Source organism: Paenibacillus algorifonticola (assembly GCF_050481745.1).
GTDB classification, from domain to species: domain Bacteria; phylum Bacillota; class Bacilli; order Paenibacillales; family Paenibacillaceae; genus Pristimantibacillus; species Pristimantibacillus algorifonticola_A.
Genome location: NZ_JBCNGR010000009.1, coordinates 17,046 through 42,010 on the forward strand (window position 1 = coordinate 17,046; position 24,965 = coordinate 42,010).

A 24,965-nucleotide genomic window follows, 5' to 3' on the forward strand; every position below is an offset into this window, starting at 1 on the left:
GGAACAGAATGATCCCGGTACGCACGGACAGCTTGAAACTGCGCCTGCGCGCAGCTCCTCCGCCGGTGAACCGGGATTATTTCTTCATCGCTTCATGCTATGGGGGCGCATCTCCGCAAGGTTAAACGCCTATTTGAAGATACGCCCGAGTCAAGGTGAAACGGCTTTCGCCGTCCTTTGGCGGTGTGGCGCGTTTCAGTCCGAGAAATATAAGCCTGAGGATAAGGGTGAAACTTATAAATGCTTATATTTTAAAAAATATTACTTCTTGATCCAGTGCATAAGCTCACGAAGCTGTTTGCCTGTTTGCTCGATTGGATGAGCTGCCTCGTTGCGGCGAGTAGCGTTCATCATTGCTTGTCCTGATTTGTTTTCCAGGATGAAATCGCGAGCAAAACGGCCGGATTGGATATCTTCCAATACGCGTTTCATTTCTTTTTTCGTTTCAGCTGTTACAATGCGAGGACCTGTTACATAGTCACCGTATTCAGCTGTGTTGGAGATAGAATCGCGCATCGAGGAGATGCCGCCTTCGTACATCATGTCAACGATCAGCTTCAGCTCGTGTAAGCACTCGAAGTAAGCCATTTCTGGAGCGTAGCCAGCTTCAACAAGCGTTTCAAAACCAGCTTGTACAAGCGCGGAAGCGCCGCCGCAAAGAACAGCTTGCTCACCGAAAAGATCGGTTTCTGTTTCTTCTTTGAAAGTGGTTTCGATAACACCTGCACGAGTACAGCCGATGCCTTTAGCATAAGCAAGACCGATTGCTTTTGCGTTGCCGGAAGCATCCTGCTCGATTGCGATCAAGCCCGGTACGCCAAAGCCCTCTTCATACGTACGGCGAACCATGTGGCCTGGCGATTTAGGAGCAACCAGGAATACGTCTGTATCTTTGCTTGGCTTGATTTGGCCAAAGTGAATGTTGAAGCCGTGGGAGAACATCAGCGCCGCGCCTTTTTTCAGGTTCGGTGCGATTTCCTCGTTGTATACTTGTGCTTGTGTTTCGTCAGGCAGCAGGATTTGAACAACGTCTGCTACTTTAGTTGCTTCAGCAACGGTCAATACTTCGAAGCCGTCTTTTTTTGCTGCGTCTGCGGATTTACCAGGGCGAAGACCGATGATAACTTTAAGTCCGCTGTCGCGAAGGTTTTGCGCTTGTGCGTGACCTTGGCTTCCGTAACCGATTACTGCGATCGTTTTACCTTGAAGTACGCTTTGATCAGCGTCTTTTTCATAATACAATGTAACTGCCATGTGAATAATTGCCTCCTTTATTTTGACCCTTTTGAACGGGTGTTTAAGTAGAGAATGACGCGAATAGCCGCGGTTCTCCGCTTAAACTCCCGCTCAAAGCGGGGTAAATCCATATTTTCAAGGTGAGACGGCTGTCGCCGTCCTTTGGCGGCGCGGCGCGTTTCAGTCCGAGAAATATAGAGAAAGTATGACGAAATCATATCCTTTCCTATATTTCAAGCAAAAACGACTTCGTCGTCCTTCTGGAACGTGCGAAGAGCTTTGCCCTAGAATTCTAAGCGGATATAAGGATGAAACTTATACTTTCTTAGAATTCAAAAAAAGCTTGCGATCGAACGTCAGCGGCTGTTGCCGCGGTTCAGTGCCGTTACACCGGTACGGGACAGCTCGCGAATACCGTAGGGCGTCAGCAATTCAACCATTGCGTCGATTTTCTCGGTATCGCCAACAACCTGTACCATAACGGAATGAGTGCCGATGTCCACCACTGCGGCGCGGAAAGTTTCGACTACGCCGAAAATTTCCGGACGAACCGCTGGCTCGGCGCTTACTTTAATAAGCGCCAGCTCGCGGGCAACAATAGGGTTCGAGCTAAGATGAATGACTTTGATTACATCAATAAGCTTATAAAGCTGCTTCGTAATTTGCTCAAGCGTCTGCTCATCGCCCGTTGTAACGATGACCATGCGGGACAGGCCAACCTCTTCGCTCGTTCCCACTGTGATGCTCTCAATATTGAAGCCGCGGCGGCCGAACAAACCGGACACACGCTGCAAAACGCCAGGCTGGTCGTTAACGATTACTGCGATTGTATGTTTCTTCATTCCGCATCCCCCATGATCATTTCGTCGATCGTGCTACCTTGTGCGACCATCGGGTATACATTTTCTTCTTTGCGAACGACAAACTCCACAACTGCAGGACCAGGGTGAAGCAGCGCCTCTTCCCATACTGCTTTTGCTTCTTCCTTGTTCGTCGCGCGGAAGCCTTTCACACCATATGCTTCCGCCAGCTTCACAAAGTCCGGGCTGCCCGAAAGGTCAATGTGGCTGTAGCGATTATCGTAAATCAGCTCCTGCCACTGACGCACCATTCCCAGTACCTGATTGTTCAAAATAACAACCTTGACCGGAATGTTGTTGATTGCACAAATCGCCAACTCCTGCGCACACATCTGCATGCCGCCATCGCCGTTGATTGAAATAACAAGGCGGTCAGGGTTCGCCATTTGAGCGCCGATTGCTGATGGGAAACCAAAGCCCATCGTTCCAAGGCCGCCAGAGGTTACCCATGAGCGCGGCTTGTTGAACTTGTAGAACTGCGCTGCCCACATTTGATGCTGGCCAACGTCCGTCGTTACAATAGCATCGCCATTCGTCGTCTCATGCAGCATTTCCACGACCCATTGCGGCTTCAGCTCATCTTCCGAATCCTTGTATCTGAAAGGATATTGCGCTTTCGAAGCCAGCAGCTCCGCACGCCATGCATCTGCTTTATCTGCACGCTTGGCTTGCAAATTCGCAATTTGCAGCACCGTCTTCACATCGCCTACAATCGGAATGTCAGTTGGCACGTTTTTGCCGATTTCGGCAGGGTCGATATCGATATGAATGATTTTCGCATGCGGTGCAAAGCCAGACAGCTTGCCCGTTACTCGGTCATCAAAACGCGCGCCGATATTGATCAGCAAATCTGCCTTCTGAATCGATTTGTTCGCTGTATACGTGCCATGCATACCCGGCATGCCGAGGAACAAGTCTTCTCCGCTTGGGAATGCCCCAAGACCGAGAAGCGTTGTCGTAATCGGAATATCGGTTTTCTTCACGAATTCATGCAGCTCTTCATGCGCGCCGGAGTAAATAACGCCGCCTCCTGCAAGGATAAGCGGACGCTCCGCTTCCGTGATCGCTTTAAGCATTTTGTCCACCTGCAGCTTATTCGGCGATACAGTTGGGCTATAACCGCGAATGCTGACTTCCGTTACCGGCTTGAACAGCGCCTTGTTAGCGGAAATGTCTTTCGGTATATCAATTAGAACAGGTCCTTTGCGTCCTGTATTAGCAATATGGAAAGCTTCATGAATCGTACGCGCCAAATCATTGACATCCCGTACCAGATAGCTGTGCTTCGTAATTGGCATTGTAATGCCTGTAATATCAGCTTCCTGGAACGCATCGGTTCCAATCAGGCTCGAGATGACATTACCGGTGATGACAACGAGCGGAACCGAATCCATATAAGCGGTAGCAATACCCGTTACCAGGTTGGTCGCACCAGGGCCGGAGGTTGCAATACAAACCCCTACTTTGCCGCTTGCGCGAGCATAACCATCGGCTGCGTGAATTGCGCCTTGCTCATGGCGGGTAAGCACGTGGTTGAAATCAGAGAAACCGTGCATCGCATCGTAAATGTACAACACTGCGCCACCCGGATACCCGAATACGCAATCGACGCCTTCCAGCACCAAGCTGCGAAGTAAAATTTCGGAACCCGTAATTACTTCTGGCTGCCTCAGCTTCTCCATTAATTCTTCTTTTGACTTCAGTGTTGCATTTTGCGTGACCATCGGTCATCCTCCTCTCGAAAACAACAAAAAAACCTTTCGCTCCTCCTGCTTCTAGAAGAAGCATCGAGGGACGAAAGGTTTAACTTCCGTGGTACCACCCAAATTCGTTACACATCTTGCGATGTATAACCTCCACAGGTAAGAACGTGTGCGCACTGACCGTCCATACCTTTAGCACTGTAACGCGTGCCCTGCGATTTTCCCTAATAACCACTTGACGTGCTTTTCAGGAAAACAGCTCCGAGGTGAGCTCGTAGAAAAGGGGTTTTGGCGATGGTTGCAGCTGATCCATCCGCTCTCTGAACAAAAGAGCCCTTAACACTTCGTCCTCATCATTGCTGATGACATATGTTTGAATAAGACTTTCTTTATTATAAGCTGACATCATTCGTTAGTCAAGCAAAAACGACTTCGTCGTCCATCTGGGACGACCGGAGAGCTTTGTCGGAGAAATATAAGCCTATTTATAAGGGGAAAACTTATAAATTCTTATATTTCAAGAAGAAACCGTAACAGCATTTTAGCAAAAATAGGGCGCGTGGCAAAGCCCCGCTTCATATATTAGAATAGCCAGTATTCGGCAAACTCATGCAGTCAGGAATGATCCTAATGATACGAGAGCGCAACGCCCGCACCGACGATGATGAAATCATCAGGCTCATCAAGTCAGAGCTTATGCCACTATCATGGACGACTCATCAACATGATGCCACTGTCATACGCGAGCTGCCCCAGCGCCTTCGCCGCGGCGTAACCTATGTTGCGGCAGCAGGCAAAACAACGACGCCTTATGGCTTTATCCATTTTGAAACGATAGGCGACATTCTGATGTTTTCCATGCTTGCCGTACACCCCCAGCACCGCAACCGCCATTGCGGCACAAAGCTGATGGCAGCAGCCGAAGCTCATGGCTTGGCAGCTTCCTGTACGATGGGCCGTCTGTTCGTCGATCAAATCAACGACAAGGCCCGCCATTTTTATACGAAGCTCGGATATCAGACCATTCGATATTATCCCGAGCTTCGCTGCTACGAAATGATCAAAGGGCTTGCTTAATGCTTAATTCTGAAACCAGCAGCCCTCTTCCACTAAATACTTAGTAGTAGCCGCCATAGTTGTAGCCTTGGTTCGGACAGCATTGGCCGCCGCCGTAGCCTCCACCATAGCCGCCTCCGTAACCACCGCCATATCCTCCACCGTAGCCGCCGCCAAAGCCTGCTCCGAAGAATGGAAGTGTGCCGATTGCCAGCAAATCAAACAAAACTAGAGGCAGCAGTGCCTTTGTTTTAACCGACTTGCCCTTGTCTTTGCCAATTGGCGCAAGCGTCAGCTTGTTGCCCTGGATGCGAACGAGCTTGCCCGTGACGACAGAGCCGTCCTTGCGCACTGCATAGATGGATTTGCCCGCGAGCTTACGCGCCTGCTCTTTGGTAATGTTACCCATGCAAAATCCCTCCTTTCCCGTTGTTCTTTAGTGTATTCAGGAAAGAAGCAGCCGCCTGTTTGTTTGTCCTCTCCCGCCGGAATTGGACGCTTTATTGTAAACTCCTTCAATCGAAGCAAGGAACGAATAAGCTTTATAAATCATAATGAGGCTGCCCCCTAAGGGACAGCCTCATCTATAACGCCTTTAGTTACTAAGCGTTGATTTTTTGTTTAGCCACGCCAGCAAGGGAGTTGAACGAAGCAATATCGTTAACAGCCAGGTCAGCAAGGATTTTGCGGTTTACTTCAACGCCAGCAAGCTTCAAACCGTACATGAATTTGCTGTACGACAGTCCGTTGATACGAGCTGCTGCATTGATACGAACGATCCACAGTCTACGGATGTCACGTTTTTTGTTGCGACGGTCGCGGTAAGCATACATCAAGGACTTGCCTACTTGCTCCTTCGCTGTTTTAAACAGGCGATGCTTCGAACCGAAATAACCTTTTGCCAGTTTCAAAATTCTTTTGCGACGACGAGTGCGGACAAATCCGCCTTTAACTCTTGCCATGAGTATTGACCTCCTGAAAGTTTCTAATTAGTATTTATTGCAAAACGTGCTTATTTAAGATTGTTAAGACCTTGTTGCAGGCGTTTAACGTCGCCAGCAGCCATCAGTGGTTGACCAGCAAGAACGCGCTTCTGGCGTCCGGATTTGTGGGAAAGCAAGTGGTTTTTGTAAGCTTTATAACGCTTTACTTTACCAGTACCCGTAATTTTGAAACGGTCTTTCAGACTGCTGTGTGTTTTCATTTTAGGCATGTCAATTATCCTCCCTTAAATTAAGTGTTGCTTTTTGGTGCCAAAATCATAATCATGCTCCGGCCTTCCAGCTTAGGAGCGCGTTCTACGCTGCATATTTCGGCAACCTCTTGAGCGAGACGATCCAAGATCTTTTGACCAAGCGACGCGTGCGCAATTTCACGACCGCGGAACCGGACAGAAGCTTTAACTTTATCGCCTTCACCCAAAAATTTCACAACATTGCGGTATTTTGTTTGATAATCGTGCTCATCAATGTTTGCACGGAACCAAACTTCCTTAAGATCAACGATCTTTTGGTTTTTACGAGCTTCTTTTTCTTTCTTTTGCTGCTCATAGCGGAATTTTCCGTAATCCATAATCCGGCATACCGGCGGTTTAGCCGTCGGTGCTACGTTCACCAGATCCAGGTTTAAGTCTATGGCCATTTGCAAGGCATCGCGAATGGGCTTAATACCGATTTGCTCGCCTTCCGCACCAACTAAACGTACTTCTCTGGCCCGGATTTCATCATTGATTTGATGTTCTCTGCTAATAACGTGCCACCTCCAAAAGAGTATACTTGCATAATAAAAGGGATACAGGCTCAATTGAACCCGCATCCCATAACCGTTGTTTGCTGCTATTCCCTACATCTCACAAGGAGACACAAAAGATAAGCTTAGTCGATTATCGCAAACCGGTCAGCGCGAGCCGAAAGGTGAGAAGCGGGTGCTTCTGCTTGTGCGTTACAGTATTTCATAAATTGTTTCGTAAACACTACCGACTTACTATATCACAGCCGAAAGAGCAGTGTCAACACTTTTTAAATCAAAATGTGGATAACCGAGCGAAGCAGACGAAATCATTGTTCAAGAACCATACAGGCTGGAACAATGATCCGTCGGTGCCGCGGCAGCTTATTCACAAAGCCCTTGTTAAAGCTGCTTGCTCTGTACTTCCTCCAAGCGGATCACGCGAGTATGCTGCGTATGGCTCCACTTCTTGTTGTTTTGCGTAAAGAAGGCATGAACCGTAATCGGCCACCATGACAGGGTGAAAAGCAAAAACGTCGGAATGCGCAGGTACAGCTTCCAGTTTACTTTGGCCAAGTACATAGACAACGGAATTTGAATGAAAATGTAAAGCATATACGGGATGGATACCCAGATCGGCAGCATATTGTAAACGGACGTTACCCGCTCTCCTCCCGACAGGAAGATGTCGCCCCAGACGATTGCGGCTATACAGAAGCCCGCGAGATAATTGTAAGCATTAAAAACATACAATGCAGCGTCAATCTTCGTCCAGCTGCGATCCTTGATGCCCTGCCACAGCAGCGGCAGCATATGCTTGCGCGTTACATCAAAATGGCCTTGCATCCAGCGCAGGCGCTGGCGGGCAGAAGCTTGGAACGTAATCGGTTTTTCGTCGAATACTTTAGCTTCAAAGTTGAATTTCGGGTAAATGCCCCGCTTAATGCAGCGGACTGTAAATTCCAAATCCTCGACAAGGCTCGTAGCTCCCCAGCCCATTTCCTGCAGCAGCTTGGAATCGAACACCATGCCCGTACCGCCGAGGAAGTTTGCAAGCCCAAGGTTCGTACGAGGCAGCTGCCATAGGCGGTTACAGAACCAATAGTTGATTGCGTTAGCCGAGCTGACCCAAGAGTCATTCGGGTTTTTCGTATCCAGATAACCTTGTACAACCTGGAAGCCGTTGCACAGATCATTGTTCATATACTGCAGGAAGTCCGTTGCCACGAGATTGTCAGCATCAAAAATCGCAACGCCATCATAGCTGCGCGGCATTTGCCACAGCTCTTTAAGCATCCATTCCACCGCGAAGCCTTTGCCGCGTTGGTTCGGATTTTCTCTAACGCAGGCGTATACGCCATCGTAGCTTTTCACAACATCGACTGTTCCGTCGGTGCAGTTGTCGCAGATGACGAAGATATCGTACAGCTCGCGCGGGTATTTCATTTTTTGCAAATTCTCGATTAAAGCTCCAACTACTTGCTCTTCGTTATGAGCGGCGATTAGCAACGCGAAGGACTTTTGCGGCTTATGCGACAAATCCTCTTTTTTGCGATGCCATCCAAAAAACGTCAGATACAATTGATACAGGCCAAGCACTGCAAATAAAATTTGCACAACAAACATAATCGAATTGAACATTTAGGTATTGCCCCCTTGAGACCCCTTTTTTTGATTTGCCGTTTTGAATGGCGCAGCCGACCAAGCATGCGTTCATCGTTCAGGCGGTTATTTTATATCTCTCTTGTTTACGGGCGCTTTTCTGAAAGCGTCCCTGACCTTACTTGATTCTCCACACATTGCTTGGTTTTGTCAAAAGCTCAATTGAGCGTTTTCCAGCCGGAAAAGCGCTACCATGGTTAACCAATGACTGCATTACCTCCTTTTGCGGCGCGTCACCCTTATTTTCATCCATTTGCTGAATTTTTAGCACTTCTGTCCTTACTTACGATAAAAAACGCTGAAATGTTTCCTTAAATTTATCTCATAATGTGATTGACTGGTGAACGCCCCTGTGCAGACTGCCGCTCGCATTCCACAAGAAGCCCATCAAAAATCGTATCCCAAGACTTGCGAAGACTGAACAATCTTGCGCTAATGCCCAAACTTCTTCTGCGTTCCTCATCCTCGTGCAGAAGCGCAAGTGCAGCGGCAAAGCTTGCCGGGCTTCCCGCCTCGCATAGCATTCCATTTAGTCCGTGGGAGACGGAATCAAGTACACCGCCCTTGTTCGCACAAAGGACAGGTGTGCCGCATGCCATCGCCTCAAGCACAACATTGCCAAACGTTTCCGTCGCCGACGGAAACAGGAAAAGATCAGCAGCAGCGTACCACCTCTGCAGCTCCTCTGACGTTTGAAAGCCAAGGAAGGTTGCAGCTACGCCGCTTCTTGCGCATTGCTGCTGCAGCGCCTCTGACGAAGGACCGTCACCAGCCAGCACCAGCTTAACTTGTGCATTTGTTTGTTTTTGGAATAAGGAGAAAGCCTCAATTGCTGTTTCGACATCTTTCTCTGGAGCCAGCCTTCCTGCATAAAAAACGACAAAACATTCATGTTTTATGCCATGCTGCGCCAACAATTGCTCCCGGTTAACCCCGGGATGAAACAAGCTCGTGTCTATACCCCGGCTCCACACCGAAAGCCGCTCCGCACCCCATCCTTTCCTGGTCAAATCCTGCAGCGTAGATGTGGAAGGCACAAATATCTTTTTACAGTCGTGATGAAACCATTCCATATACCTACTTAACATCTTTACCATCCATTGCAAATTATAAAACGGCAAATATTGATCAAAATTGGTGTGATACGATGCGATCAGCGGAATTTGATGCTTACGGGCATAATGAATGCCACATAAGCCAAGGTTGAATGGGGTTGCTACATGGATGAGAGTGGGATTAAATTCATGCAGGGCATGGCGGAGATGCAGCGGATTCGGCAGCGCCAGACGGCACTCGGGGTATAGAAAAAAAGGCAGACTGGCAAATCGTTCTACAGAGCTTGCCTGCATAGCAGCCTTAGAGTCAAATATCGAGCGCTCCGGCGCCAGCACCAGACACTCCACCCCCCTGCGCTGCAAATAGGCCTTCCAGCGGCCAAGCGAACGGGCAACGCCATTTCGTTCAGGCTCATAGGTATCGGTAAAAAGCGCGAGTCTCATTCATACGCCTCCTTCGCCTTTACTCTTGAATGCTATCGGCTATTATTGTAAGGAAGGTGTGTTACCTGAGCATCAACACAGTATGAACGGAACATTAATCTGGATTTTTACAAAATGTATGCGTACAGGGGCTCAAAACATGGTACTATCTTTAGAGTGGAAAACCGCCACACTTATACAGGAGGATTTAAATGAAACAATTGTTAGGATGGCTGAGAGTGCGCGAGCAGCAGCTCATTGTCTGGGCGAACAGCCGGCGTGGACATAAGCGCCTGCACCGCTGGCTTGGAAAATGGCTCAGCGTCATTACACATATGGGTGGTGCGACGTTTACCCTGTCCAGTTCTCTGCTATTTGCTTTGATCGCTCCATCACCATGGAACGCAACAGGCTGGCAATGCTTCATAACCGTCGTCATTAGCCATTTTCCCGTTTTTGTGGTCAAACGCTGGTTCAAAAGGCTGCGTCCGTATCAAGCGCTGAAGGGGTTGACCACGAGCCACAAACCGCTTGTCGATTCGTCATTCCCATCTGGACATACGACAGCGATATTCGCCTGGCTCATCCCAATTGTGCTTACAAGCGGCGTCCTGCTGGTTATTACCGTCCCCATTGCTGCGGTTATAGGCGTTTCGGTAGGCTGGTCGAGGATGTACTTGGGGCTGCATTATCCTTCCGACGTTATTGTCGGCGCACTTATAGGAACGGTCACGGCATTCGCCGTACAATACAGCTGGGTTACTACCATGTAACCTAGCTGTATTTGGCTTTTGCCCGTTTTTTTCTGCGGGGATCGTTGATTAATGGTTTGAAGGACTAGTCTTCTGTTTCTTCATCCTGATCGCTTTGCTCCGCTTCACGCTGGGCATTCGCCAGCTTGTTCTCGCGGAATTTCGCCAGTGCTGCTGAGCCGATTACAGCTTCCAGACGGTAGATCGGCTGGCCCTTGTCCATAAATTTCATCTCATATTCAGTAAATACAAGCTCCTCGCGCGGCTCATCCTTATGCAAATGCAAGGAAATGTTCCGAAGCTGAAGCTCCATCTCCGTAAAGCTATTCAATGAAAACTCAAACAGCGACATCGAATCGGTCTTAAAATGAATTTCTCCGCGCTCGTTCAGCAATTGACCATACTTCGCCAGAAAACGCGGATGCGTCAGCCTGCGGCGGGCATGCTTCGCTTTTGGCCAAGGATCGCTGAAATTCAGATGAATGCGCTCAAGCTCGCCCGGCTCAAACATCGTCTCGATTTGCTCGATATTCGCGCGCAGCAGCGCCAAATTAGGCGGCTGGCTAACTCCCTGCTCTGCCCAAATCGCATGTGCCTTCTCGCCTGCACGGCGAATCAGCTCATCATACATATCTACGCCAATAAAATTAATATGCGGATTGCGCGCACTCATATGGCTGATGAAACGGCCCTTGCCCATGCCAAGCTCCACATAAATCGGGTTATCATTGCCGAAAAAATCGCGCCATTTCCCTTTAAGCGGGGCAGCATCCAAAACAACAAGCTCAGGCTGTGCCTCCAGGCTTTCACGAATTCCTTTTCTTCCTCTTAATCGCATTGTATTTGAATCCTCCATTTAATTGCGGGCGCACCCGGATTGTGGGCAACTCCCGCATATAAGCTAGTCCTTATTGTGCCTAAGAACGCCCTTCTTGTAAAGCCGATAGCCAAAAAAAAGAACCGCAGGGTGGTCGCCCCCGCGGTTCTTCTACTAATTATAGAGCAGCTCAGATCAGCAAGCGATAATCAATCGGAGCACTCGACTTATCAATTTCATAAGTTTCTTCCAGCGCTTCATTCAACTTCTTGCGCGCAGATACTTCAACATGATGATTATTGTGGAATCTGACACCGCTCAGCGCCATCAGCTCTTTAACTGTTAATTCTACCGTTACTTTCTCATCGCCATGTGGAATTCTAGTTTGCTGGCTCATTAGACATCACCTCATCGTTTAATATAACTCATTATTTCCAGACAAACGACATTGTATGACAATCGCTACGAATTAGCTATGTTAGGTTTTTTTGCTGCCATTTCACACTTTTAATATAACAGATCATGTAAGGTATAGCAAGCCTAATTTCTGTTTTCTCAAAAATAATTTCCAGTTTTCCGCATAGTGGAAACGTTTACAAACAACCCATAATCCGGCGTGGCTTTCCGCCTGTTTTTTCGTTAAAATAGAGGGAGCGAATAAATGGCGGTTAAAAACAATTTGCGCTGTGTGAAAGGCTTGGCTTTCACACAGCTCCGATTTTTTCACCACCCTTTTTATAAGAGAAGGAGAACGGAATGAATTCACTAAAAGCAACAGCATTAGAATCGGCCAATGAACCCCAGCTATGGGGCGATAAAAGATTTCATACATGGAACTACGAGATGCGCGAGCAATTCGGCGGCAAAGTGTTCAAGGTCATGCTCGATGCCGGATTTACTTGCCCGAACCGCGACGGATCGATTGCCAAGGGCGGCTGCACCTTCTGCAGCGCGCGCGGGTCAGGCGACTTTGCCGGGAGCCGTCGGGACGATCTCGTTACCCAATTCAACAATATTCGCGACCGCCAGCATCAAAAATGGCCCGATGCCCAGTATATCGGCTACTTTCAGGCCTATACGAACACATACGCACCCGTAGAGGAGCTTCGCGAATATTACGAAGTGATTTTACAGCAGCCCGGCGTTGTCGGCCTGTCGATTGCCACACGCCCCGACTGTCTGCCGGATGATGTCGTCGATTATTTGGCCGAGCTCAATGAGCGCACCTACCTATGGGTCGAAATGGGGCTCCAGACGGTGCATGAATCGACCTCGGAGCTGATTAACCGGGCGCATGATACCGCCTGCTATGTTGATGCTGTAAAGCGACTGCGTGCACGCGGCATCCGCGTCTGCGCCCATATTATTTACGGGCTGCCGCAGGAAACGCATGAAATGATGCTCGACACTGGACGCGCCGTTGCCGCCATGGATGTGCAGGGCATCAAAATCCATCTGCTCCATCTCATGCGCAAGACGCCAATGGTTCGCCAATATGAGGCCGGACTGCTGCGCTTTCTGGAGATGGATGAATACGTCAAGCTCATTGGCGACACGCTGGAGTTTTTGCCGCCAGAGATGATCGTCCACCGCCTCACTGGCGATGCGCCGCGTGACCTGCTCATCGGCCCGATGTGGAGCCTCAAGAAATGGGAAGTGCTTAATGCAATTGATGATGAGCTGCGTAAGCGTGGCACTTGGCAAGGAAAGCTGTGGGTGAACGGCTAGCATGGGATTTTTATCGGTTCTCAGCATGGCGCATCGCTGGATGGCCGAACGGGCACAGCCCGGTGATGCCGTCATCGATGCCACGTCAGGCGGCGGCGTTGACACACTAGCCCTCGCCCGTCTAGTCGGCGAACGCGGCAGCGTATTCGCCTTCGACATCCAGCAGGCGGCGCTCGACCGGACGCGGGAGCGGCTGGATGCAATACGCGCAAGCGGCAAGGAGAAGCTAGCGGAGACGCAGCTTCTGCTCCAAAGCCACGAGCATATGGCGGATGGCCTGCCAACCGCGCTGCATGGCAAAATTGCCGGAGTGATGTTTAATCTCGGCTTTTTGCCTGGAGGCGATGAGTCGCTTATTACGCAGCCATCGACTACAATTGCCGCGCTGGAAGCAGCGCTTGCCCTGCTTCGTCCGGGCGGCATCATTACATGCGTCGTCTATCCCGGTCATCCGGGCGGCGCAGAGGAAGCGGCTGCCGTGCAGCAATGGGTTGAGGCACTGCCTGATGAGGCTGCCTCCACTATGCTGTACCGTCAGCTGCATAAGAAAGCTGCACCGTATTTGCTTGGCGTAGAGAAAAAAGGCAAATGAAAAGCTTAAACTACTTAACTTAGGGAGAGATACTGTAATGACTAAACCATATCCACTGCAATTTCAACCAGAGATGAAGGAACGTATTTGGGGAGGCCGTGCGCTTGAGCAGTTTGGGCTTACGCTGCCGGAAGGCTCGATTGGCGAAGGCTGGATGATCGGCGACCATCCGAATGGCACGACGAAGGTTATTAATGGCGAGCTTGCTGGCAAAGGCCTAGACGAAATTCGCGAAGCTTATGGCCGCGAGTGGTTCGGCACAAAAGGCTTTTCCGAGAAAAATGGCCGCTTCCCGCTGCTCATCAAGCTGCTCGATTGCAATGATGACCTGTCGATTCAGGTTCACCCGACCGACACGTACGAGGGATTGCCTGAAGGCGAGCTTGGCAAAACCGAAATGTGGTACATCCTTGATGCCAAGCCAGGCGCAACGATTATTTACGGCTTGAAGGACGGCGTAGACCGCGGCGCTATGGAAGCTGCAATTGCTGAAGGACGCATTATGGATACGCTGCAAGAGGTTCCCGTCCAGGCAGGCGATGCCTTTTACATACCGGCAGGAACCGTCCATGCGCTGTGTGCTGGCGTAGTCGTTGCCGAAATTCAGCAAAACTCCGATACGACTTACCGCCTGTATGATTATGACCGTCTTGGTCTTGATGGCGAGCTGCGCGATCTGCATATCGAGGACTCGCTGAACGTCATTGCTTATGACGGCGCTGGCGCAAGCCGCATGACAACCGAAGGCGTTGCTGATGGCCAGTGGCTGACCATTGCCTCATCTCCTTATTTTATTGTGGAAAAAGGAATCATCCGCTCCGCAGCAGCTTATGAAACGCCTGCTACTAGCTTCGTCATCCTGATCGTTGCCGAAGGCAGCGGCAAGCTGAAATGGGCAGATGGCGAGCTCGCACTCGCTGCAGGCCAAGCTTACTTGCTTCCAGCGAGCCTTGGCGGCTATGAGCTGGACGGCAGCCTGACCGTCATTCGCAGTGTTGTGCCTGCGTAAGAATTTTTTCAAGGAAAAGGATATAAAGGAATAGACAACAGGGATGCGAGCAAATCGCATCCCTGTTTTATTTGTATAGGGCATATCGGAGCATGCATTCACATTCCTTGATCATGTATAATTTATAGGGAAACCCGCTTTACATATAAGAGAGGTGTTACCTATTCACTTAGGAGAAAATAATCATAAGTACGCTGAGCTGCATGCCTTTATCAAACATGGCGGATTTATCGAAATACCCGAAAACGGACATTTAACCTTTCATGAGCTGCTAATTGCCTGCCAGGCAAGTGCAAGAAACGGGCAAAGTACGGTATTGGATTTTGAATTTCGCCACTTCGACTTATCCCTAATCTATGTTCATGACCAATATTATGGCTCGCTTATCGACTTTAAGAGGCTGGCCCGAATCAAGAACTCTCATAAAATAGCAAAACTAGGCGACATTCATTTTTGGCATGATTTTGAGCGTTATGCGGCCCAGCATCGTCTAACTATCCGCACATGCACGCAAACCAAAAAAAGCAGAAAAGCCATACTCGACAACGGCTTGCGCCTCATTTTTCATTATTCCAAAGTCCATGATGATTTTCTCATAAGCGAAATAACAAGCCGGTTTGGGAACAAACGAATGATTAATTCTACGCTCTCGCCCTCCTCTTATATGGAGATGGAGAGTATCGATTTTTCGATCCATGAGTATTTGAGGCACAAAGGTTTTTTCAACCTTCCCGCCCATAAAAACAGCGGCTTCGATGATTTATTGATGAAATGCAGCAGCAAGGAAAGCCACAGCGCCATAACCGGCACCATTTTAGGTTTTGAGTTTAAAAACTGGCTTTTGGAAATTTTTTATGATGACAGTCTGGCATTGATCGGGGAAAATCTTAAATTTATAAACCGCAGCTCACACAGCAGCAAAGAGGAAATAATAAAGGAATATGAGATTCATTTTTGGGAAAGCTTTAAGCTTTATGCCCCGCAAAATGACCTGCAGATCATTGAAATTTGCAAGGACCACGATATGATCATTGCCTTTTTAAATACGGGAGCTAATTTGCATTTTCAGTATCAGGAGGAATTTGACGACTACTTGATTAGCGTGATTGAAGGGGACGGAACCCCCTTCCGCGAGTCCTATAGACGAATTTACAACCACTAGATGAGCGATCGGAGGCATTTAACATGTACGAGCTAAAAACGAAGGAAACCGACAACAGCGTCATCGCATTTATTGAAGAAGTCGAAAATATTAATAAACGGGAAGACGCCTATAAGCTGCTCGACCTTTTCACCGAAACTACAGGGCTTCCCGCAAAAATGTGGGGGCCCAGCATTATCGGCTTCGGGTCGTATCACTACAAATATGAATCAGGGCATGCCGGGGATGCACCTCTAGTTGGCTTTTCCCCAAGAAAAGCCAAGATCAGCCTGTATTTTGCCACAGGTGACGCGCAGCGAGAGGTGCTGCTGCAGCAGCTCGGAAAACATACAGCGGGCAAGGCATGTGTCTACATCAATAAAGTTGCCGACATAGATACGGACGTCTTAAAGGCATTAATCCAACAGTCCATCCAGTTTCTTAAAGAGACGTATCCAAATTCTTAGAAATAGCAAATCACCATTACCAGGTGCGAGTTTTGTTGATTTCGATCTTTTTCGAAAAAGCCTGCTCCAAGTCTATATCCAGCTTGTTTGCAAGGTCACAAATATTCCACACGATATCGTACATTTCCAGGCCCAAACGGTCTTTGATTTCTTCCTTCTTCTCATGGTCGGGGTGGTAGGAAAGATGCAGCAGTTCTTTAACCGTCTCCCCCACCTCTGTAACTAAATAAAGCGCCCTTTGCTCAATCGTTGATTCGTCAAACCCATGAGCAGTGCTGAATTCCTTCACATGCTTTTGCATTTCTGATAATTGCATGACTGTACCTGCCTTTGTTGTCTAAAATTATTTTTTAACTGGGAAGCCGTTGATTTCAAGATGGGCTTTGAACAAATCTTGAACGGATGGCAGCTGCTCCTTGGAAGGCCACTGCTCATGCCCCCATAATCCGGCCTGCTTAAACGCCCGTGGGCAGTGGATGAAGCATTCCTCGACTTCAACGACAACGGCAAGGCCGCTCGTCTTGCCGTTCCACTCCATGCTGCTGATAAACGCAGCATTACGCGTAATGCTCGCACGTCCATTCACCCGCATCACTTCATCAAGCCCCGGAATAATAAAAATCATGCCGATTTGCGGATTTTCAATCACATTCAGCAAGGAGTCAATTCTTCTATTGCCCGGACGATCCGGGAATGCGATTTGCTTCTCATTAAGCACCTTAACAAAGCCAGCCTCATCCCCGCGCGGGGAAACATCGCCTATACCAGCCGCATTCGAGGTCGCTAGAAAAAAGAGCGGCGACATCGACAAGTAATTGGCGGCATGCGGATCGATAATGGAAATCGTTTTTTTCACGACGGCTTCGGAAGGCTCGGTCATCATGCTTCTCAGCTCTTCCGCGGTCGTCACTTTATCTTCCTGCCACAATAGATGGGTCATGCAGGTCTACCTCCTCGTTTTTGATAGCTTTGCTATATAGCATGCATACCCTAGTCAATCGTTCAACTTAATCAGCTTACTTATTCGCCGCTTGGCCCGTTAGGCGCTCCGTTGTATCCGTCTCAAGCCCGGCCAGACGTTTTGTGAAAGTCGCTCTCCAGCTGCTGGACAGCTCTGGCGCGGCAAGCAGCCGCTCCATGCCCTCCTGATTCGTTTTCTCCACATGCATAATTTGATTCGCGTAAGAAATCGACAACGCTGCCGGATGCTTGCTCATGCAAATTAAAGAGTCCGAAGGCGAAACGACACCTTCCTTGAGCACGCGAAAATAATACCCGGTATAGCCGGTCTGTTGTACCTGAAGCGGGAGCTCGGGCAAACCGTATTTTACGGACAGCTTGAAGCAGGGCTGACGAGGCTGGCTTACCTGCACAATCGCCGTCCCAAGCTGGAACGTATCGCCAATGTGGATATCCTCCTCAACGATGCCCTGTGTCGTAAGATTTTCGCCAAAGGCGCCGAAGCTCATCGACAGCCCCCGCGCTTCCCAATAAGCATAATGCTCAAAAGGATACACGCACACCGCCTTATCTTCCCCGCCATGATGGACCAAATCTGCTTGGCCATCTCCCTCGAAACAGACGGCAGTAAGCTTAACAGCATCCTGGACAGGATGCTTATGAATACCCGTTAAAACCTCTTTCTTCAAATAAGGCACCTGCTGAGGCATCCCAATATTGATCGATTTAATTGAACCCGCTACCACTTATGCTTCCCTCCTGTCTGCTGATTGGACGCCGTTGCTAGGAGATGCTCGAGATGCTCCATCCCCATTAATGCCGAGCCAAGCTATAAGGCACACAATTCGTGAATCGGCCGCCTTTCGCATTGCAAATAAGCAAGCAGCTCGCCCATTTGACCATCCAGTAATGGCGAATATAATTTTCTGCCTTAAACAGCCTCTTATACCAGGCATCATTCCACCTGTACCCAGCAATATCTATCGGTTTATCATATAAAATGCATAATCCAGTCCTTCTATTATGGACGGTTCAGCACATAATTTCCAGCAAAAATACGCAAGTGCCAAAACTCCAATCGGCTTATTCCATTAACGAAATGGACGACGATGCTTAGCTCCACCAGCTCGGGATACGCAGCAGCAAGCACTGCGGAAGAGGTATTCAGCTCATTAATTGCACTTTATCAATATACCTCGGATGCGCCTACATGATTGTATGACACTACACTTAATGTCTATATGAATAACGATATTCATCACAAGGAGGCGGCTTCCGCTGCCAGATGGCTACTGCTCACGGAAGCGGCCTCCTTGTGTTCCTTGTGTTCCTTGTGTTCCTGCTGTTTATGCCGGCTTAGCTGCCGAGCTACATAATTTGCTCACCAAAAACAGAACCGATCAGCTCGACTGCTGTATGAGCTGTTTTGTTGCGGTAATCGAGTACCGGATTCACCTCAACAAACTCCGCGGATACAAGCCGCTTCGATTCGGCCAGCATCTCCATCGCAAGATGGCTTTCCCGGTAGCTGACTCCGCCGATAATGGGCGTACCAACACCCGGGGCATCATTCGGGTCAAGACCGTCCAAATCGAAGCTCAAATGGACGCCATCTGCTGCCGCGAGCCGCTCAAGCGCTTCCTCCATTACCTGGTCCATGCCTCGCCGATCAATATCATGCATCGTATAGACGCGGACGCCAAGCTTGCGCAGCAAAGCCTTCTCGCCCGGATCAATCGAGCGGGCCCCGATAATGACCACATCCTCCGGGCGGATCGGCTCGCGTCTGCCACCGCCGCCTCCTACTCCAAGCAGGCGCCGGCTGCCATAGCCGAGACTAACCGCCAGCGACATGCCGTGAATATTACCCGACGGCGTAGTATCCGCTGTGTTGGCATCACAATGCGCATCGAACCATAACACGCCAAGGCGCGGAATATGGCGCTGCACTCCTTTTATCGTGCCGATGGCTATACTGTGGTCGCCGCCCAAAATAAGCGGAAACCTCCCTTTTCCCAGCTCCTCGGCCGTTTTGTCCGCCAGCTTGCCATTGACCCTTACGAGCTCATCCACGTATTTCAGCTTCTCGCCCGGCTCAGGACGGGATGCTGGGCGGCGCACAGCCAGATCGCCCAAATCATGCACGATATAGCCGAGCTGCTCCAGCTTCTGTTCAATACCCGCGCAGCGAATGGCGCTTGGACCCATATCGACGCCGCGGCGGTCTGCCCCCAGATCAATCGGGACGCCGATAATTGAAATATCCGTTTGGCTAACAGGCAGCATAAGCCATCCTCCTTTACCTGCTGGGCTTGACTCGCACACGCTTCAGCTTTTTACAGCTGCTCTGAAATCAGCTTAAGCTGTGTAAATTGCAGTAAATAATCCGGTCCCCCGGCTTTGGAATCCGTTCCCGACATATTGAAGCCGCCGAAAGGATGGACACCGACGATGGCTCCTGTACATTTTCGATTGAAATAAAGATTGCCGACATGGAATTGCTCGCGTGCCAGCTCCAGCTTAACGCGGTTCGTCGAAAATACCGCACCAGTGAGTCCATATTCCGTGTTGTTGGCAATCTCAAGCGCCTCTTCATAAGATGAAGCTTTGCAGAAGCCGAGCACCGGGCCAAAAACCTCCTCCTGCATCAGTACAGCATCAGGCTTAAGATCAGCAATAATCGTAGGCTGGATGAAATAGCCAGCGCCTTCCGCCTTTTGCCCTCCGGTTACAAGCCGCCCTTCCTTGCTGCCCGTTTCGATGTATTCGAAAATTTTGCGGTAAGCATTCAAATCAATGACTGGCCCTGTATAGTTGCTAAAGTCTACCGTATTGCCGACAGTCAGCGCCTCCGTCAGCTCGGTGCAGCGTTTTAATACCGCTTCGTAGACAGCCTCGTGAACGATGGCCCGGGAGCAGGCGGAGCATTTTTGCCCGGAAAAGCTGAAAGCCGAAGCGACAATCGCCTGCGCCGCTGCTTCCAGATCCGCTTCGCGATCAACAACGATGGCATCTTTGCCGCCCAGCTCGCCGACAAACCGTTTAAGCCAAATTTGGCCCGGCGATGTTTGGGCAGACAGCTCGAATATTCGCAGTCCGACCTCTCGCGAACCCGTGAAGGAAATGAAGCGCGTCAGCGGATGCGTCACGAGCAAATCGCCAATTTCCGCGCCGCTTCCCGGCAAAAACTGGACGACACCAGCCGGCATCCCCGCCTGCTCCAGCACCTCGACGAACTTGTACGCGATGACAGGCGTCGTGCTTGCCGGTTTCAGCACTACCGTGTTTCCCGCCACTACCGCCGCCGTCGTCATGCCAGCCATAATCGCCAGCGGAAAGTTCCACGGCGGAATAACGACACCGACGCCTAGCGGAATATATTGCAGATCATTATCTTCGCCGCGCCGAACGATCAGCTTTTTCGCTGCCGTTTCACTCATCTCCAGCATTTGCCGGGCATAATATTCGAGAAAATCAATCGCTTCCGCCGTATCGGCGTCCGCTTCCCCGCGCGTCTTGCCCGCCTCAATCATAAGCCACGCATTAAACTCATGCTTGCGGCGGCGCAAAATCGCTGCTGCCTTAAACAGCAATCTCGCCCGATGCGCCACAGGCACCTTGGACCACGACTTAAACGTCTCATAGGCGCTTGCGATCGCCTGCTCTGCTTGCTCTGCATTTGCCTTCGATACCCGTCCCACGACCTCGCTCGTGCTGGAAGGATTGATGGAGCTTTGCATTTCCTCTGTCATGACCCTGCTGCCGCCGATAATCAGCGGATAAACATGACCCAGCTGCTGCTGCACTTGGCTAATGGCTGCTGCAAGCGCCTCGCTGTTCGCCTTGATCGTAAAATCGGTAAATGGCTCCGGTACATAAGTAATCATAGGTAAGCTCCACCCTTCTCCTCTTAAAATAGATGATCTGAATAAGTCGGGTCACATCACTTGAAAAACATCCGCTATACGCTGAGCTGCCCATGCCAGCTCGTCTTCGGAAATGATCAGCGGCGGCGCAAGCCGGATTACTTTTTCATGCGTTTCCTTGCATAGCAGGCCAGCTTCCTTCAGCTTCTCACAGTAGGGCCGCGCAGCTTCTTTCAGCTCGATCGCAATAAACAGCCCCCTGCCGCGCACCTCCACAATGCCGTGATGCTTGATTTCGCGCAGCTTGGTGAGCAGCCGCCCGCCCAGTGTCCGCGATCTTTCCGCGAGCCGCTCATCCTCGGTTACACGGAGCGATGCGACTGCTACGGCGCTCGCCAGCGGATTGCCGCCAAATGTCGAGCCATGCGAGCCCGGCTCAAACACGCCCAAAATGCTGCTGTCCGCCGCAACCGCTGACACAGGCAGGACACCGCCGCCAAGCGCTTTGCCCATAATGTAAACATCCGGCGTGACCGCTTCCCAATCACAGGCAAAGCGCTTGCCCGTACGGCCAAAGCCCGTCTGAATCTCATCGGCCATCAGCAGCACCTGATGCTGCTTGCACAAAGCGGCAGCCTGGCGCAAATAACCTTCAGGCGGGATAACGATTCCAGCTTCCCCTTGAATCGGCTCGACGAGAAACGCAGCCGTATTCGGGGTAATGGCCGCTTCCAGCGCCGCAATATCGCCATAGGGAATAATGGTGAAGCCTGGTGTAAACGGGCCAAAATCTTCCCGATACGAAGGCTCGGAGGAAAAAGACGTAACGGTCAGCGTCCGACCGTGAAAATTGCCAGCGCACACAATAATATCCGCTTGGCCCGCCGGAATGCCTTTTACCCGGTAGCCATATCTGCGGGCCGCCTTCACCGCCGTCTCCACCGCTTCCACACCGGTATTCATCGGCAGCAGCATATTTTTGCCCGTTAAATCGGTCAGCAGCGCAAGCAATTCCCCAAACGGCTCATTATAAAAGGCTCGCGACGTCAGCGTGACCAGGTCCGCTTGCTTCTTCAAAGCTTCAATAATCCGCGGATGCCGATGCCCTTGATTGAGCGCCGAATACCCGCTGAGCATATCCATGTAGCGCTTTCCATCCGGGTCCTCGACCCACACGCCTTCCGCCTTGACAATTACAATCGGCAGCGGGTGATAGTTATGCGCGCCAAGCCGCTCGGTCTGCTCAATCGTATTAGCCTGCTCCTTCATGACCATCCCTCTTTCCAGCCTGATGGCTAATTCTTTTTCAGCTCAGCCTATCGTTTGAACATGGATTTGAGCACAAAAGAGACATTTTCCGGCCGTTCGGCCAGCCGCCGCATAAAGTAGCCATACCAATCTGTTCCGTACGGCACATAGATCCGCACCTTGTAGCCCTCCTTGGCGAGCTGCTGCTGGAGCGCTGTGCGAATGCCGTACAGCATTTGAAATTCAAACCGCGCCATCGGTATTGCCTGCTCCTTGACATAGCCCTTTACCCATTCAATAATCGCAACATCATGGGTTGCGACAGCAGCATAATGGCCATTTTCCAGCTGCTTTCTAATGAGATGAATAAAATTGCGATCCACATCCGCCTTATCAGGGAAAGCGACCTCTGGCGGCTCCTTGTAAGCTCCTTTTACCAAGCGGTAGTTCGGCTTCAGCACACGCAGCCGCTCCATATCCGCTTCGGTTTTGAATAAATAAGCCTGCAGGACAATGCCGATATGATCGCCGAACTCTGCGCGAAGCTGCTCAAACATTTGGATCGACGGCTCATTGCGGGCGTAATCCTCCATATCGATGCGCACGAAGCTATCCAGCCGTTTCGCCTCCGATACGATCATTCGCATATGGCTAAGGCATTGGGGATAGGAAATATCCAGCCCGAGCTGCGTCAGCTTCACGGAAACGTTGGCGGCGGCTCCCGCGCTCGCAATGGCTTGCAGCCCTTTCACAACCTCTTCGGCGGCTCCCTTCGCCTCCTGCTCGCTTCGAGTAAATTCGCCAAGATGGTCAAGCGTCACAACGAGGCCGCTTTCGTTAAGGGCGGCTACCTTTTTCATTGCAGCCGCAAGCGTCTCTCCCGCTACAAAACGTTCTGCGCCAAGGCGAAGCCCAAAGCGCTGCGCCATCCGGTTAGCTATTCGATTTTTGGACAAATACAACAGCATATCACGCATAACCGCCATGCATTCCCCTCCTTCTAGGCGATGTCCTGCCGCTTCATTCTTGAATGGCAGCAGGCTCCGACTGTGGCATAGCCGAATTGCGCTTATGAAATAAGGTATGAATGCCGACAGGCAATAAATCCATCATTACAACAAAAGCTTGATGAACGACCGGCCACTCCGGCCACTTATGAGCCATACAGCCCGCTCGCTTATGAGGCAGGACAACGTATATTGGGCGTTTTAGCAGGGCAGCGTTTTACCAATTATTTCTTGTCGCTTGTTTCGGAGCTGTGCCGAGCATAACGAAGCTTATTGGTGTGTATTGAAAATGTTGTATGAATTGAAAATAGAAACAGCGGTAGCCTTGATTCGCTTCTGCTGCCAGAGGTAGAGTATAGTAGGAGTAGTTTGAAAAATATTACAGGAGGCTACACTCATGTCACAGGAGATTTGGATTAACCTGCCGGTCAAAGATGTTGAGAGGTCAACTACCTTTTTCAATGAGATTGGATTCCATGCGGAGAGCGTTGGTAACGAGAGAGCCAAGCTTGCCATAGGCCAAACAACGATTTTGCTGTTCCCGGATGCTACGTTTGAGAAATTTACAGGTTCAAAAAAAGCAGATACTTCCCAAAGCGCAGAAGTCATATTTTCCATTGGCGCTGAAAGCAGGGAAGAAGTAGATGCCTTTATTCAAAAAGTAGAGCTTGCTGGAGGAAGCATCTTTAGCAAGCCGAGTGAAAATGACAGCTGGATGTACGGCGCAGCATTTGCCGACCTGGACGGTCACCGCTGGAACCTGCTGTACATGGATGAAAGCAAACTGCCGAAACGCTAATTGGAAAACGCCGGTCACCTGCTTAAGGTCACCGGCGTTTTTTGCCCCCCTAAAATAACGGTTTAGCGTACTTAACCGCCAAGCGTTGTCGTAATTTCATGAGCACCCTGTATAACCTGCTTGCTGAGATCATCCAGACGCTCGTCTGTCAGCCGGTCTGCCGAGACGCCAATCCCTAGCGCGCCAACTACTCTCCTCCCAAAACCGATAATGGGTGAAGAAATCGCTGCCGTACCTTCCGTCATCTCAGCATAGCTGACCGCATATCCCGCCTTCTTGATGCCCGGCAAAGCCGAAAGCAGCTGCATGCGCTTCTCTTGATCATCAACCAGCCGAACCAATAACGCTTCCGCTTCATTCCTTTTCATATTGGCCAAAATCACTTTATTCGACGCGCCGATATGCATGGCGATCCGCTCACCCAAGCCTTCTACAACGCGCGGCTTCACTGAACTGTCTACTTTATCGACCCCCATTGAAAACAAGCCGTAAGGGATCGTCAAGAACACCGTCTCCTTCACTTCATCCGCCAGACGTTCCATGATCGGCCGTGCGGCCGTGCGCAAATCAAGCTGCTCCAGCTGCTGCAAGCCCACCTCCATCCACTTTGGCCCCAGCCGATAGCGCTTCGTCTCGGGAAGCTGAACAATCAGCTCATGCTTCACCAGCGTACTAATTAGTCTGTGCGTCGTACTTAGCGGCAAGTCCACCCGTTCCGAAATATCTGATATTGCCCACCCAGTGCGGCTGTGATCAGACATGAGAAGCTGAATAATTTGCATCGCGCGATCAATAGATTGAACCAATCGTATCCCTCATTTAACAGTCTGACTGCTTTTTCGTCAAAACCTAACAT

General features: G+C 50.1%; 28 protein-coding genes. 8 read left to right on the plus strand and 20 right to left on the minus strand.

All coding sequences use genetic code 11. The features are described from left to right. Window positions 1-261 precede the first annotated feature (261 nt). From ilvC to ilvB, 3 genes are all read right to left on the minus strand, one after another. Complete coding sequence (gene ilvC, locus ABEW34_RS11745) at window positions 262-1,254, minus strand: ketol-acid reductoisomerase (protein ID WP_099519227.1); 993 nt, start codon at window positions 1,252-1,254, stop codon at window positions 262-264. A 338-nt stretch (window positions 1,255-1,592) separates the two neighbouring features. After that, entirely contained in the window at window positions 1,593-2,078 is a 486-nt protein-coding gene (gene ilvN, locus ABEW34_RS11750) for an acetolactate synthase small subunit (RefSeq protein WP_056043157.1), read from the minus strand. After that, window positions 2,075-3,820, minus strand: coding sequence for a biosynthetic-type acetolactate synthase large subunit (gene ilvB, locus ABEW34_RS11755; RefSeq protein WP_430158642.1), 1,746 nt, complete (start codon window positions 3,818-3,820; stop codon window positions 2,075-2,077). The genes ilvN and ilvB overlap by 4 nt, the downstream gene beginning before the upstream one ends. Before the next feature lie 609 nt (window positions 3,821-4,429). Here ilvB and ABEW34_RS11760 point away from each other — a divergent pair. Next, window positions 4,430-4,876, plus strand: coding sequence for a GNAT family N-acetyltransferase (locus ABEW34_RS11760; RefSeq protein ID WP_430158644.1), 447 nt, complete (start codon window positions 4,430-4,432; stop codon window positions 4,874-4,876). A gap of 40 nt (window positions 4,877-4,916) precedes the next feature. Here ABEW34_RS11760 and ABEW34_RS11765 read toward each other — a convergent pair whose 3' ends face one another. The 6 genes from ABEW34_RS11765 to ABEW34_RS11790 all read right to left on the minus strand — a co-directional run bounded on the left by ABEW34_RS11765 (window position 4,917) and on the right by ABEW34_RS11790 (window position 9,744). Further along, window positions 4,917-5,264 carry a hypothetical protein gene (locus ABEW34_RS11765; RefSeq protein WP_341278938.1) on the minus strand — a complete coding sequence of 116 codons (348 nt, stop codon included), beginning with the start codon at window positions 5,262-5,264 and terminating at the stop codon, window positions 4,917-4,919. 193 nt (window positions 5,265-5,457) lie between these two features. Beyond that, window positions 5,458-5,817, minus strand: a complete 360-nt coding sequence (gene rplT, locus ABEW34_RS11770; protein ID WP_046232964.1) for a 50S ribosomal protein L20 — start codon at window positions 5,815-5,817, stop codon at window positions 5,458-5,460. Between the two features lie 50 nt (window positions 5,818-5,867). Beyond that, entirely contained in the window at window positions 5,868-6,068 is a 201-nt protein-coding gene (gene rpmI / locus ABEW34_RS11775) for a 50S ribosomal protein L35 (protein WP_046232963.1), read from the minus strand. A 20-nt stretch (window positions 6,069-6,088) separates the two neighbouring features. Continuing rightward, on the minus strand, window positions 6,089-6,604 hold the full coding sequence (infC, locus tag ABEW34_RS11780) for a translation initiation factor IF-3 (protein WP_074904914.1): 516 nt from the start codon (window positions 6,602-6,604) through the stop codon (window positions 6,089-6,091). A 381-nt stretch (window positions 6,605-6,985) separates the two neighbouring features. Then, complete coding sequence (locus ABEW34_RS11785) at window positions 6,986-8,224, minus strand: glycosyltransferase family 2 protein (protein WP_430158648.1); 1,239 nt, start codon at window positions 8,222-8,224, stop codon at window positions 6,986-6,988. Window positions 8,225-8,562: 338 nt separating this feature from the next. Next, window positions 8,563-9,744, minus strand: coding sequence for a glycosyltransferase family 4 protein (locus tag ABEW34_RS11790; RefSeq protein ID WP_430158652.1), 1,182 nt, complete (start codon window positions 9,742-9,744; stop codon window positions 8,563-8,565). A gap of 191 nt (window positions 9,745-9,935) precedes the next feature. Between ABEW34_RS11790 and ABEW34_RS11795 the strand changes: the two genes are divergently transcribed. Further along, the gene (locus ABEW34_RS11795) at window positions 9,936-10,496 is read left to right on the plus strand and encodes a phosphatase PAP2 family protein (protein ID WP_430158655.1); all 561 of its coding nucleotides are present in this window, start codon (window positions 9,936-9,938) and stop codon (window positions 10,494-10,496) included. 64 nt (window positions 10,497-10,560) lie between these two features. On the opposite strand, the gene trmB is transcribed toward ABEW34_RS11795, so the two are convergent. Together trmB and ABEW34_RS11805 are read right to left on the minus strand one after the other, a co-directional pair. Beyond that, window positions 10,561-11,313, minus strand: a complete 753-nt coding sequence (gene trmB / locus ABEW34_RS11800; RefSeq protein WP_430158658.1) for a tRNA (guanosine(46)-N7)-methyltransferase TrmB — start codon at window positions 11,311-11,313, stop codon at window positions 10,561-10,563. Window positions 11,314-11,482: 169 nt separating this feature from the next. Beyond that, window positions 11,483-11,689: a hypothetical protein gene (locus tag ABEW34_RS11805; protein WP_056043134.1), complete on the minus strand. Its 207-nt coding sequence runs from the start codon at window positions 11,687-11,689 to the stop codon at window positions 11,483-11,485. 359 nt (window positions 11,690-12,048) lie between these two features. Between ABEW34_RS11805 and ABEW34_RS11810 the strand changes: the two genes are divergently transcribed. The 5 genes from ABEW34_RS11810 (at window position 12,049) to ABEW34_RS11830 (ending at window position 16,229) form a co-directional block, all read left to right on the plus strand. Further along, window positions 12,049-13,020: a TIGR01212 family radical SAM protein gene (locus tag ABEW34_RS11810; RefSeq protein WP_430158661.1), complete on the plus strand. Its 972-nt coding sequence runs from the start codon at window positions 12,049-12,051 to the stop codon at window positions 13,018-13,020. Between the two features lies 1 nt (window position 13,021). Continuing rightward, window positions 13,022-13,612 (plus strand): class I SAM-dependent methyltransferase, encoded by a 591-nt coding sequence (locus ABEW34_RS11815; protein WP_430158664.1) that lies wholly within the window; start codon window positions 13,022-13,024, stop codon window positions 13,610-13,612. A gap of 37 nt (window positions 13,613-13,649) precedes the next feature. Then, on the plus strand, window positions 13,650-14,621 hold the full coding sequence (locus tag ABEW34_RS11820) for a type I phosphomannose isomerase catalytic subunit (RefSeq protein ID WP_430158667.1): 972 nt from the start codon (window positions 13,650-13,652) through the stop codon (window positions 14,619-14,621). A gap of 154 nt (window positions 14,622-14,775) precedes the next feature. Beyond that, window positions 14,776-15,783: a hypothetical protein gene (locus ABEW34_RS11825; protein WP_430158670.1), complete on the plus strand. Its 1,008-nt coding sequence runs from the start codon at window positions 14,776-14,778 to the stop codon at window positions 15,781-15,783. Between the two features lie 23 nt (window positions 15,784-15,806). After that, complete coding sequence (locus ABEW34_RS11830) at window positions 15,807-16,229, plus strand: DUF1801 domain-containing protein (protein ID WP_430158673.1); 423 nt, start codon at window positions 15,807-15,809, stop codon at window positions 16,227-16,229. 16 nt (window positions 16,230-16,245) lie between these two features. Here ABEW34_RS11830 and ABEW34_RS11835 read toward each other — a convergent pair whose 3' ends face one another. The 8 genes from ABEW34_RS11835 to ABEW34_RS11870 all read right to left on the minus strand — a co-directional run bounded on the left by ABEW34_RS11835 (window position 16,246) and on the right by ABEW34_RS11870 (window position 23,467). After that, on the minus strand, window positions 16,246-16,545 hold the full coding sequence (locus ABEW34_RS11835) for a MazG nucleotide pyrophosphohydrolase domain-containing protein (protein ID WP_430158676.1): 300 nt from the start codon (window positions 16,543-16,545) through the stop codon (window positions 16,246-16,248). A gap of 27 nt (window positions 16,546-16,572) precedes the next feature. After that, the gene (locus tag ABEW34_RS11840; RefSeq protein ID WP_430158678.1) at window positions 16,573-17,169 is read right to left on the minus strand and encodes an MSMEG_1061 family FMN-dependent PPOX-type flavoprotein; all 597 of its coding nucleotides are present in this window, start codon (window positions 17,167-17,169) and stop codon (window positions 16,573-16,575) included. A gap of 76 nt (window positions 17,170-17,245) precedes the next feature. After that, a complete protein-coding gene (locus ABEW34_RS11845) occupies window positions 17,246-17,935 on the minus strand; it encodes an MOSC domain-containing protein (RefSeq protein ID WP_430158680.1) in 690 nt (229 codons plus the stop codon). Window positions 17,936-18,557: 622 nt separating this feature from the next. Next, window positions 18,558-19,475: an arginase gene (gene rocF, locus ABEW34_RS11850; RefSeq protein WP_430158683.1), complete on the minus strand. Its 918-nt coding sequence runs from the start codon at window positions 19,473-19,475 to the stop codon at window positions 18,558-18,560. A gap of 50 nt (window positions 19,476-19,525) precedes the next feature. Next, window positions 19,526-21,076, minus strand: coding sequence for an L-glutamate gamma-semialdehyde dehydrogenase (pruA, locus tag ABEW34_RS11855; RefSeq protein ID WP_430158686.1), 1,551 nt, complete (start codon window positions 21,074-21,076; stop codon window positions 19,526-19,528). A 51-nt stretch (window positions 21,077-21,127) separates the two neighbouring features. Next, on the minus strand, window positions 21,128-22,324 hold the full coding sequence (locus tag ABEW34_RS11860; RefSeq protein WP_430158688.1) for an ornithine--oxo-acid transaminase: 1,197 nt from the start codon (window positions 22,322-22,324) through the stop codon (window positions 21,128-21,130). A gap of 47 nt (window positions 22,325-22,371) precedes the next feature. Continuing rightward, a complete protein-coding gene (locus ABEW34_RS11865) occupies window positions 22,372-23,289 on the minus strand; it encodes a proline dehydrogenase family protein (RefSeq protein WP_430158690.1) in 918 nt (305 codons plus the stop codon). Window positions 23,290-23,323: 34 nt separating this feature from the next. Then, window positions 23,324-23,467, minus strand: a complete 144-nt coding sequence (locus ABEW34_RS11870) for a hypothetical protein (RefSeq protein WP_430158693.1) — start codon at window positions 23,465-23,467, stop codon at window positions 23,324-23,326. A 240-nt stretch (window positions 23,468-23,707) separates the two neighbouring features. On the opposite strand from ABEW34_RS11870, the gene ABEW34_RS11875 reads away from it, so the two are divergent. Continuing rightward, window positions 23,708-24,109, plus strand: a complete 402-nt coding sequence (locus ABEW34_RS11875) for a VOC family protein (protein ID WP_430158695.1) — start codon at window positions 23,708-23,710, stop codon at window positions 24,107-24,109. 71 nt (window positions 24,110-24,180) lie between these two features. On the opposite strand, the gene ABEW34_RS11880 is transcribed toward ABEW34_RS11875, so the two are convergent. Then, window positions 24,181-24,915, minus strand: coding sequence for an IclR family transcriptional regulator (locus ABEW34_RS11880; RefSeq protein WP_430158698.1), 735 nt, complete (start codon window positions 24,913-24,915; stop codon window positions 24,181-24,183). Window positions 24,916-24,965 lie beyond the last annotated feature (50 nt).

What these genes read in the sequence shown, in the direction of transcription:
- ilvC (WP_099519227.1), bottom strand. Translation starts at nt 1,254, where the DNA reads ATGGCAGTTACATTGTATTATGAAAAAGACGCTGATCAAAGCGTACTT.
- ilvN (WP_056043157.1), bottom strand. Translation starts at nt 2,078, where the DNA reads ATGAAGAAACATACAATCGCAGTAATCGTTAACGACCAGCCTGGCGTT.
- ilvB (WP_430158642.1), bottom strand. Translation starts at nt 3,820, where the DNA reads ATGGTCACGCAAAATGCAACACTGAAGTCAAAAGAAGAATTAATGGAG.
- ABEW34_RS11760 (WP_430158644.1), top strand. Translation starts at nt 4,430, where the DNA reads ATGATACGAGAGCGCAACGCCCGCACCGACGATGATGAAATCATCAGG.
- ABEW34_RS11765 (WP_341278938.1), bottom strand. Translation starts at nt 5,264, where the DNA reads ATGGGTAACATTACCAAAGAGCAGGCGCGTAAGCTCGCGGGCAAATCC.
- rplT (WP_046232964.1), bottom strand. Translation starts at nt 5,817, where the DNA reads ATGGCAAGAGTTAAAGGCGGATTTGTCCGCACTCGTCGTCGCAAAAGA.
- rpmI (WP_046232963.1), bottom strand. Translation starts at nt 6,068, where the DNA reads ATGCCTAAAATGAAAACACACAGCAGTCTGAAAGACCGTTTCAAAATT.
- ABEW34_RS11785 (WP_430158648.1), bottom strand. Translation starts at nt 8,224, where the DNA reads ATGTTCAATTCGATTATGTTTGTTGTGCAAATTTTATTTGCAGTGCTT.
- ABEW34_RS11790 (WP_430158652.1), bottom strand. Translation starts at nt 9,744, where the DNA reads ATGAGACTCGCGCTTTTTACCGATACCTATGAGCCTGAACGAAATGGC.
- ABEW34_RS11795 (WP_430158655.1), top strand. Translation starts at nt 9,936, where the DNA reads ATGAAACAATTGTTAGGATGGCTGAGAGTGCGCGAGCAGCAGCTCATT.
- trmB (WP_430158658.1), bottom strand. Translation starts at nt 11,313, where the DNA reads ATGCGATTAAGAGGAAGAAAAGGAATTCGTGAAAGCCTGGAGGCACAG.
- ABEW34_RS11805 (WP_056043134.1), bottom strand. Translation starts at nt 11,689, where the DNA reads ATGAGCCAGCAAACTAGAATTCCACATGGCGATGAGAAAGTAACGGTA.
- ABEW34_RS11810 (WP_430158661.1), top strand. Translation starts at nt 12,049, where the DNA reads ATGAATTCACTAAAAGCAACAGCATTAGAATCGGCCAATGAACCCCAG.
- ABEW34_RS11815 (WP_430158664.1), top strand. Translation starts at nt 13,022, where the DNA reads ATGGGATTTTTATCGGTTCTCAGCATGGCGCATCGCTGGATGGCCGAA.
- ABEW34_RS11820 (WP_430158667.1), top strand. Translation starts at nt 13,650, where the DNA reads ATGACTAAACCATATCCACTGCAATTTCAACCAGAGATGAAGGAACGT.
- ABEW34_RS11830 (WP_430158673.1), top strand. Translation starts at nt 15,807, where the DNA reads ATGTACGAGCTAAAAACGAAGGAAACCGACAACAGCGTCATCGCATTT.
- ABEW34_RS11835 (WP_430158676.1), bottom strand. Translation starts at nt 16,545, where the DNA reads ATGCAATTATCAGAAATGCAAAAGCATGTGAAGGAATTCAGCACTGCT.
- ABEW34_RS11840 (WP_430158678.1), bottom strand. Translation starts at nt 17,169, where the DNA reads ATGACCCATCTATTGTGGCAGGAAGATAAAGTGACGACCGCGGAAGAG.
- rocF (WP_430158683.1), bottom strand. Translation starts at nt 19,475, where the DNA reads ATGCTGCCTGTTAGCCAAACGGATATTTCAATTATCGGCGTCCCGATT.
- pruA (WP_430158686.1), bottom strand. Translation starts at nt 21,076, where the DNA reads ATGATTACTTATGTACCGGAGCCATTTACCGATTTTACGATCAAGGCG.
- ABEW34_RS11860 (WP_430158688.1), bottom strand. Translation starts at nt 22,324, where the DNA reads ATGAAGGAGCAGGCTAATACGATTGAGCAGACCGAGCGGCTTGGCGCG.
- ABEW34_RS11865 (WP_430158690.1), bottom strand. Translation starts at nt 23,289, where the DNA reads ATGGCGGTTATGCGTGATATGCTGTTGTATTTGTCCAAAAATCGAATA.
- ABEW34_RS11870 (WP_430158693.1), bottom strand. Translation starts at nt 23,467, where the DNA reads ATGGCTCATAAGTGGCCGGAGTGGCCGGTCGTTCATCAAGCTTTTGTT.
- ABEW34_RS11875 (WP_430158695.1), top strand. Translation starts at nt 23,708, where the DNA reads ATGTCACAGGAGATTTGGATTAACCTGCCGGTCAAAGATGTTGAGAGG.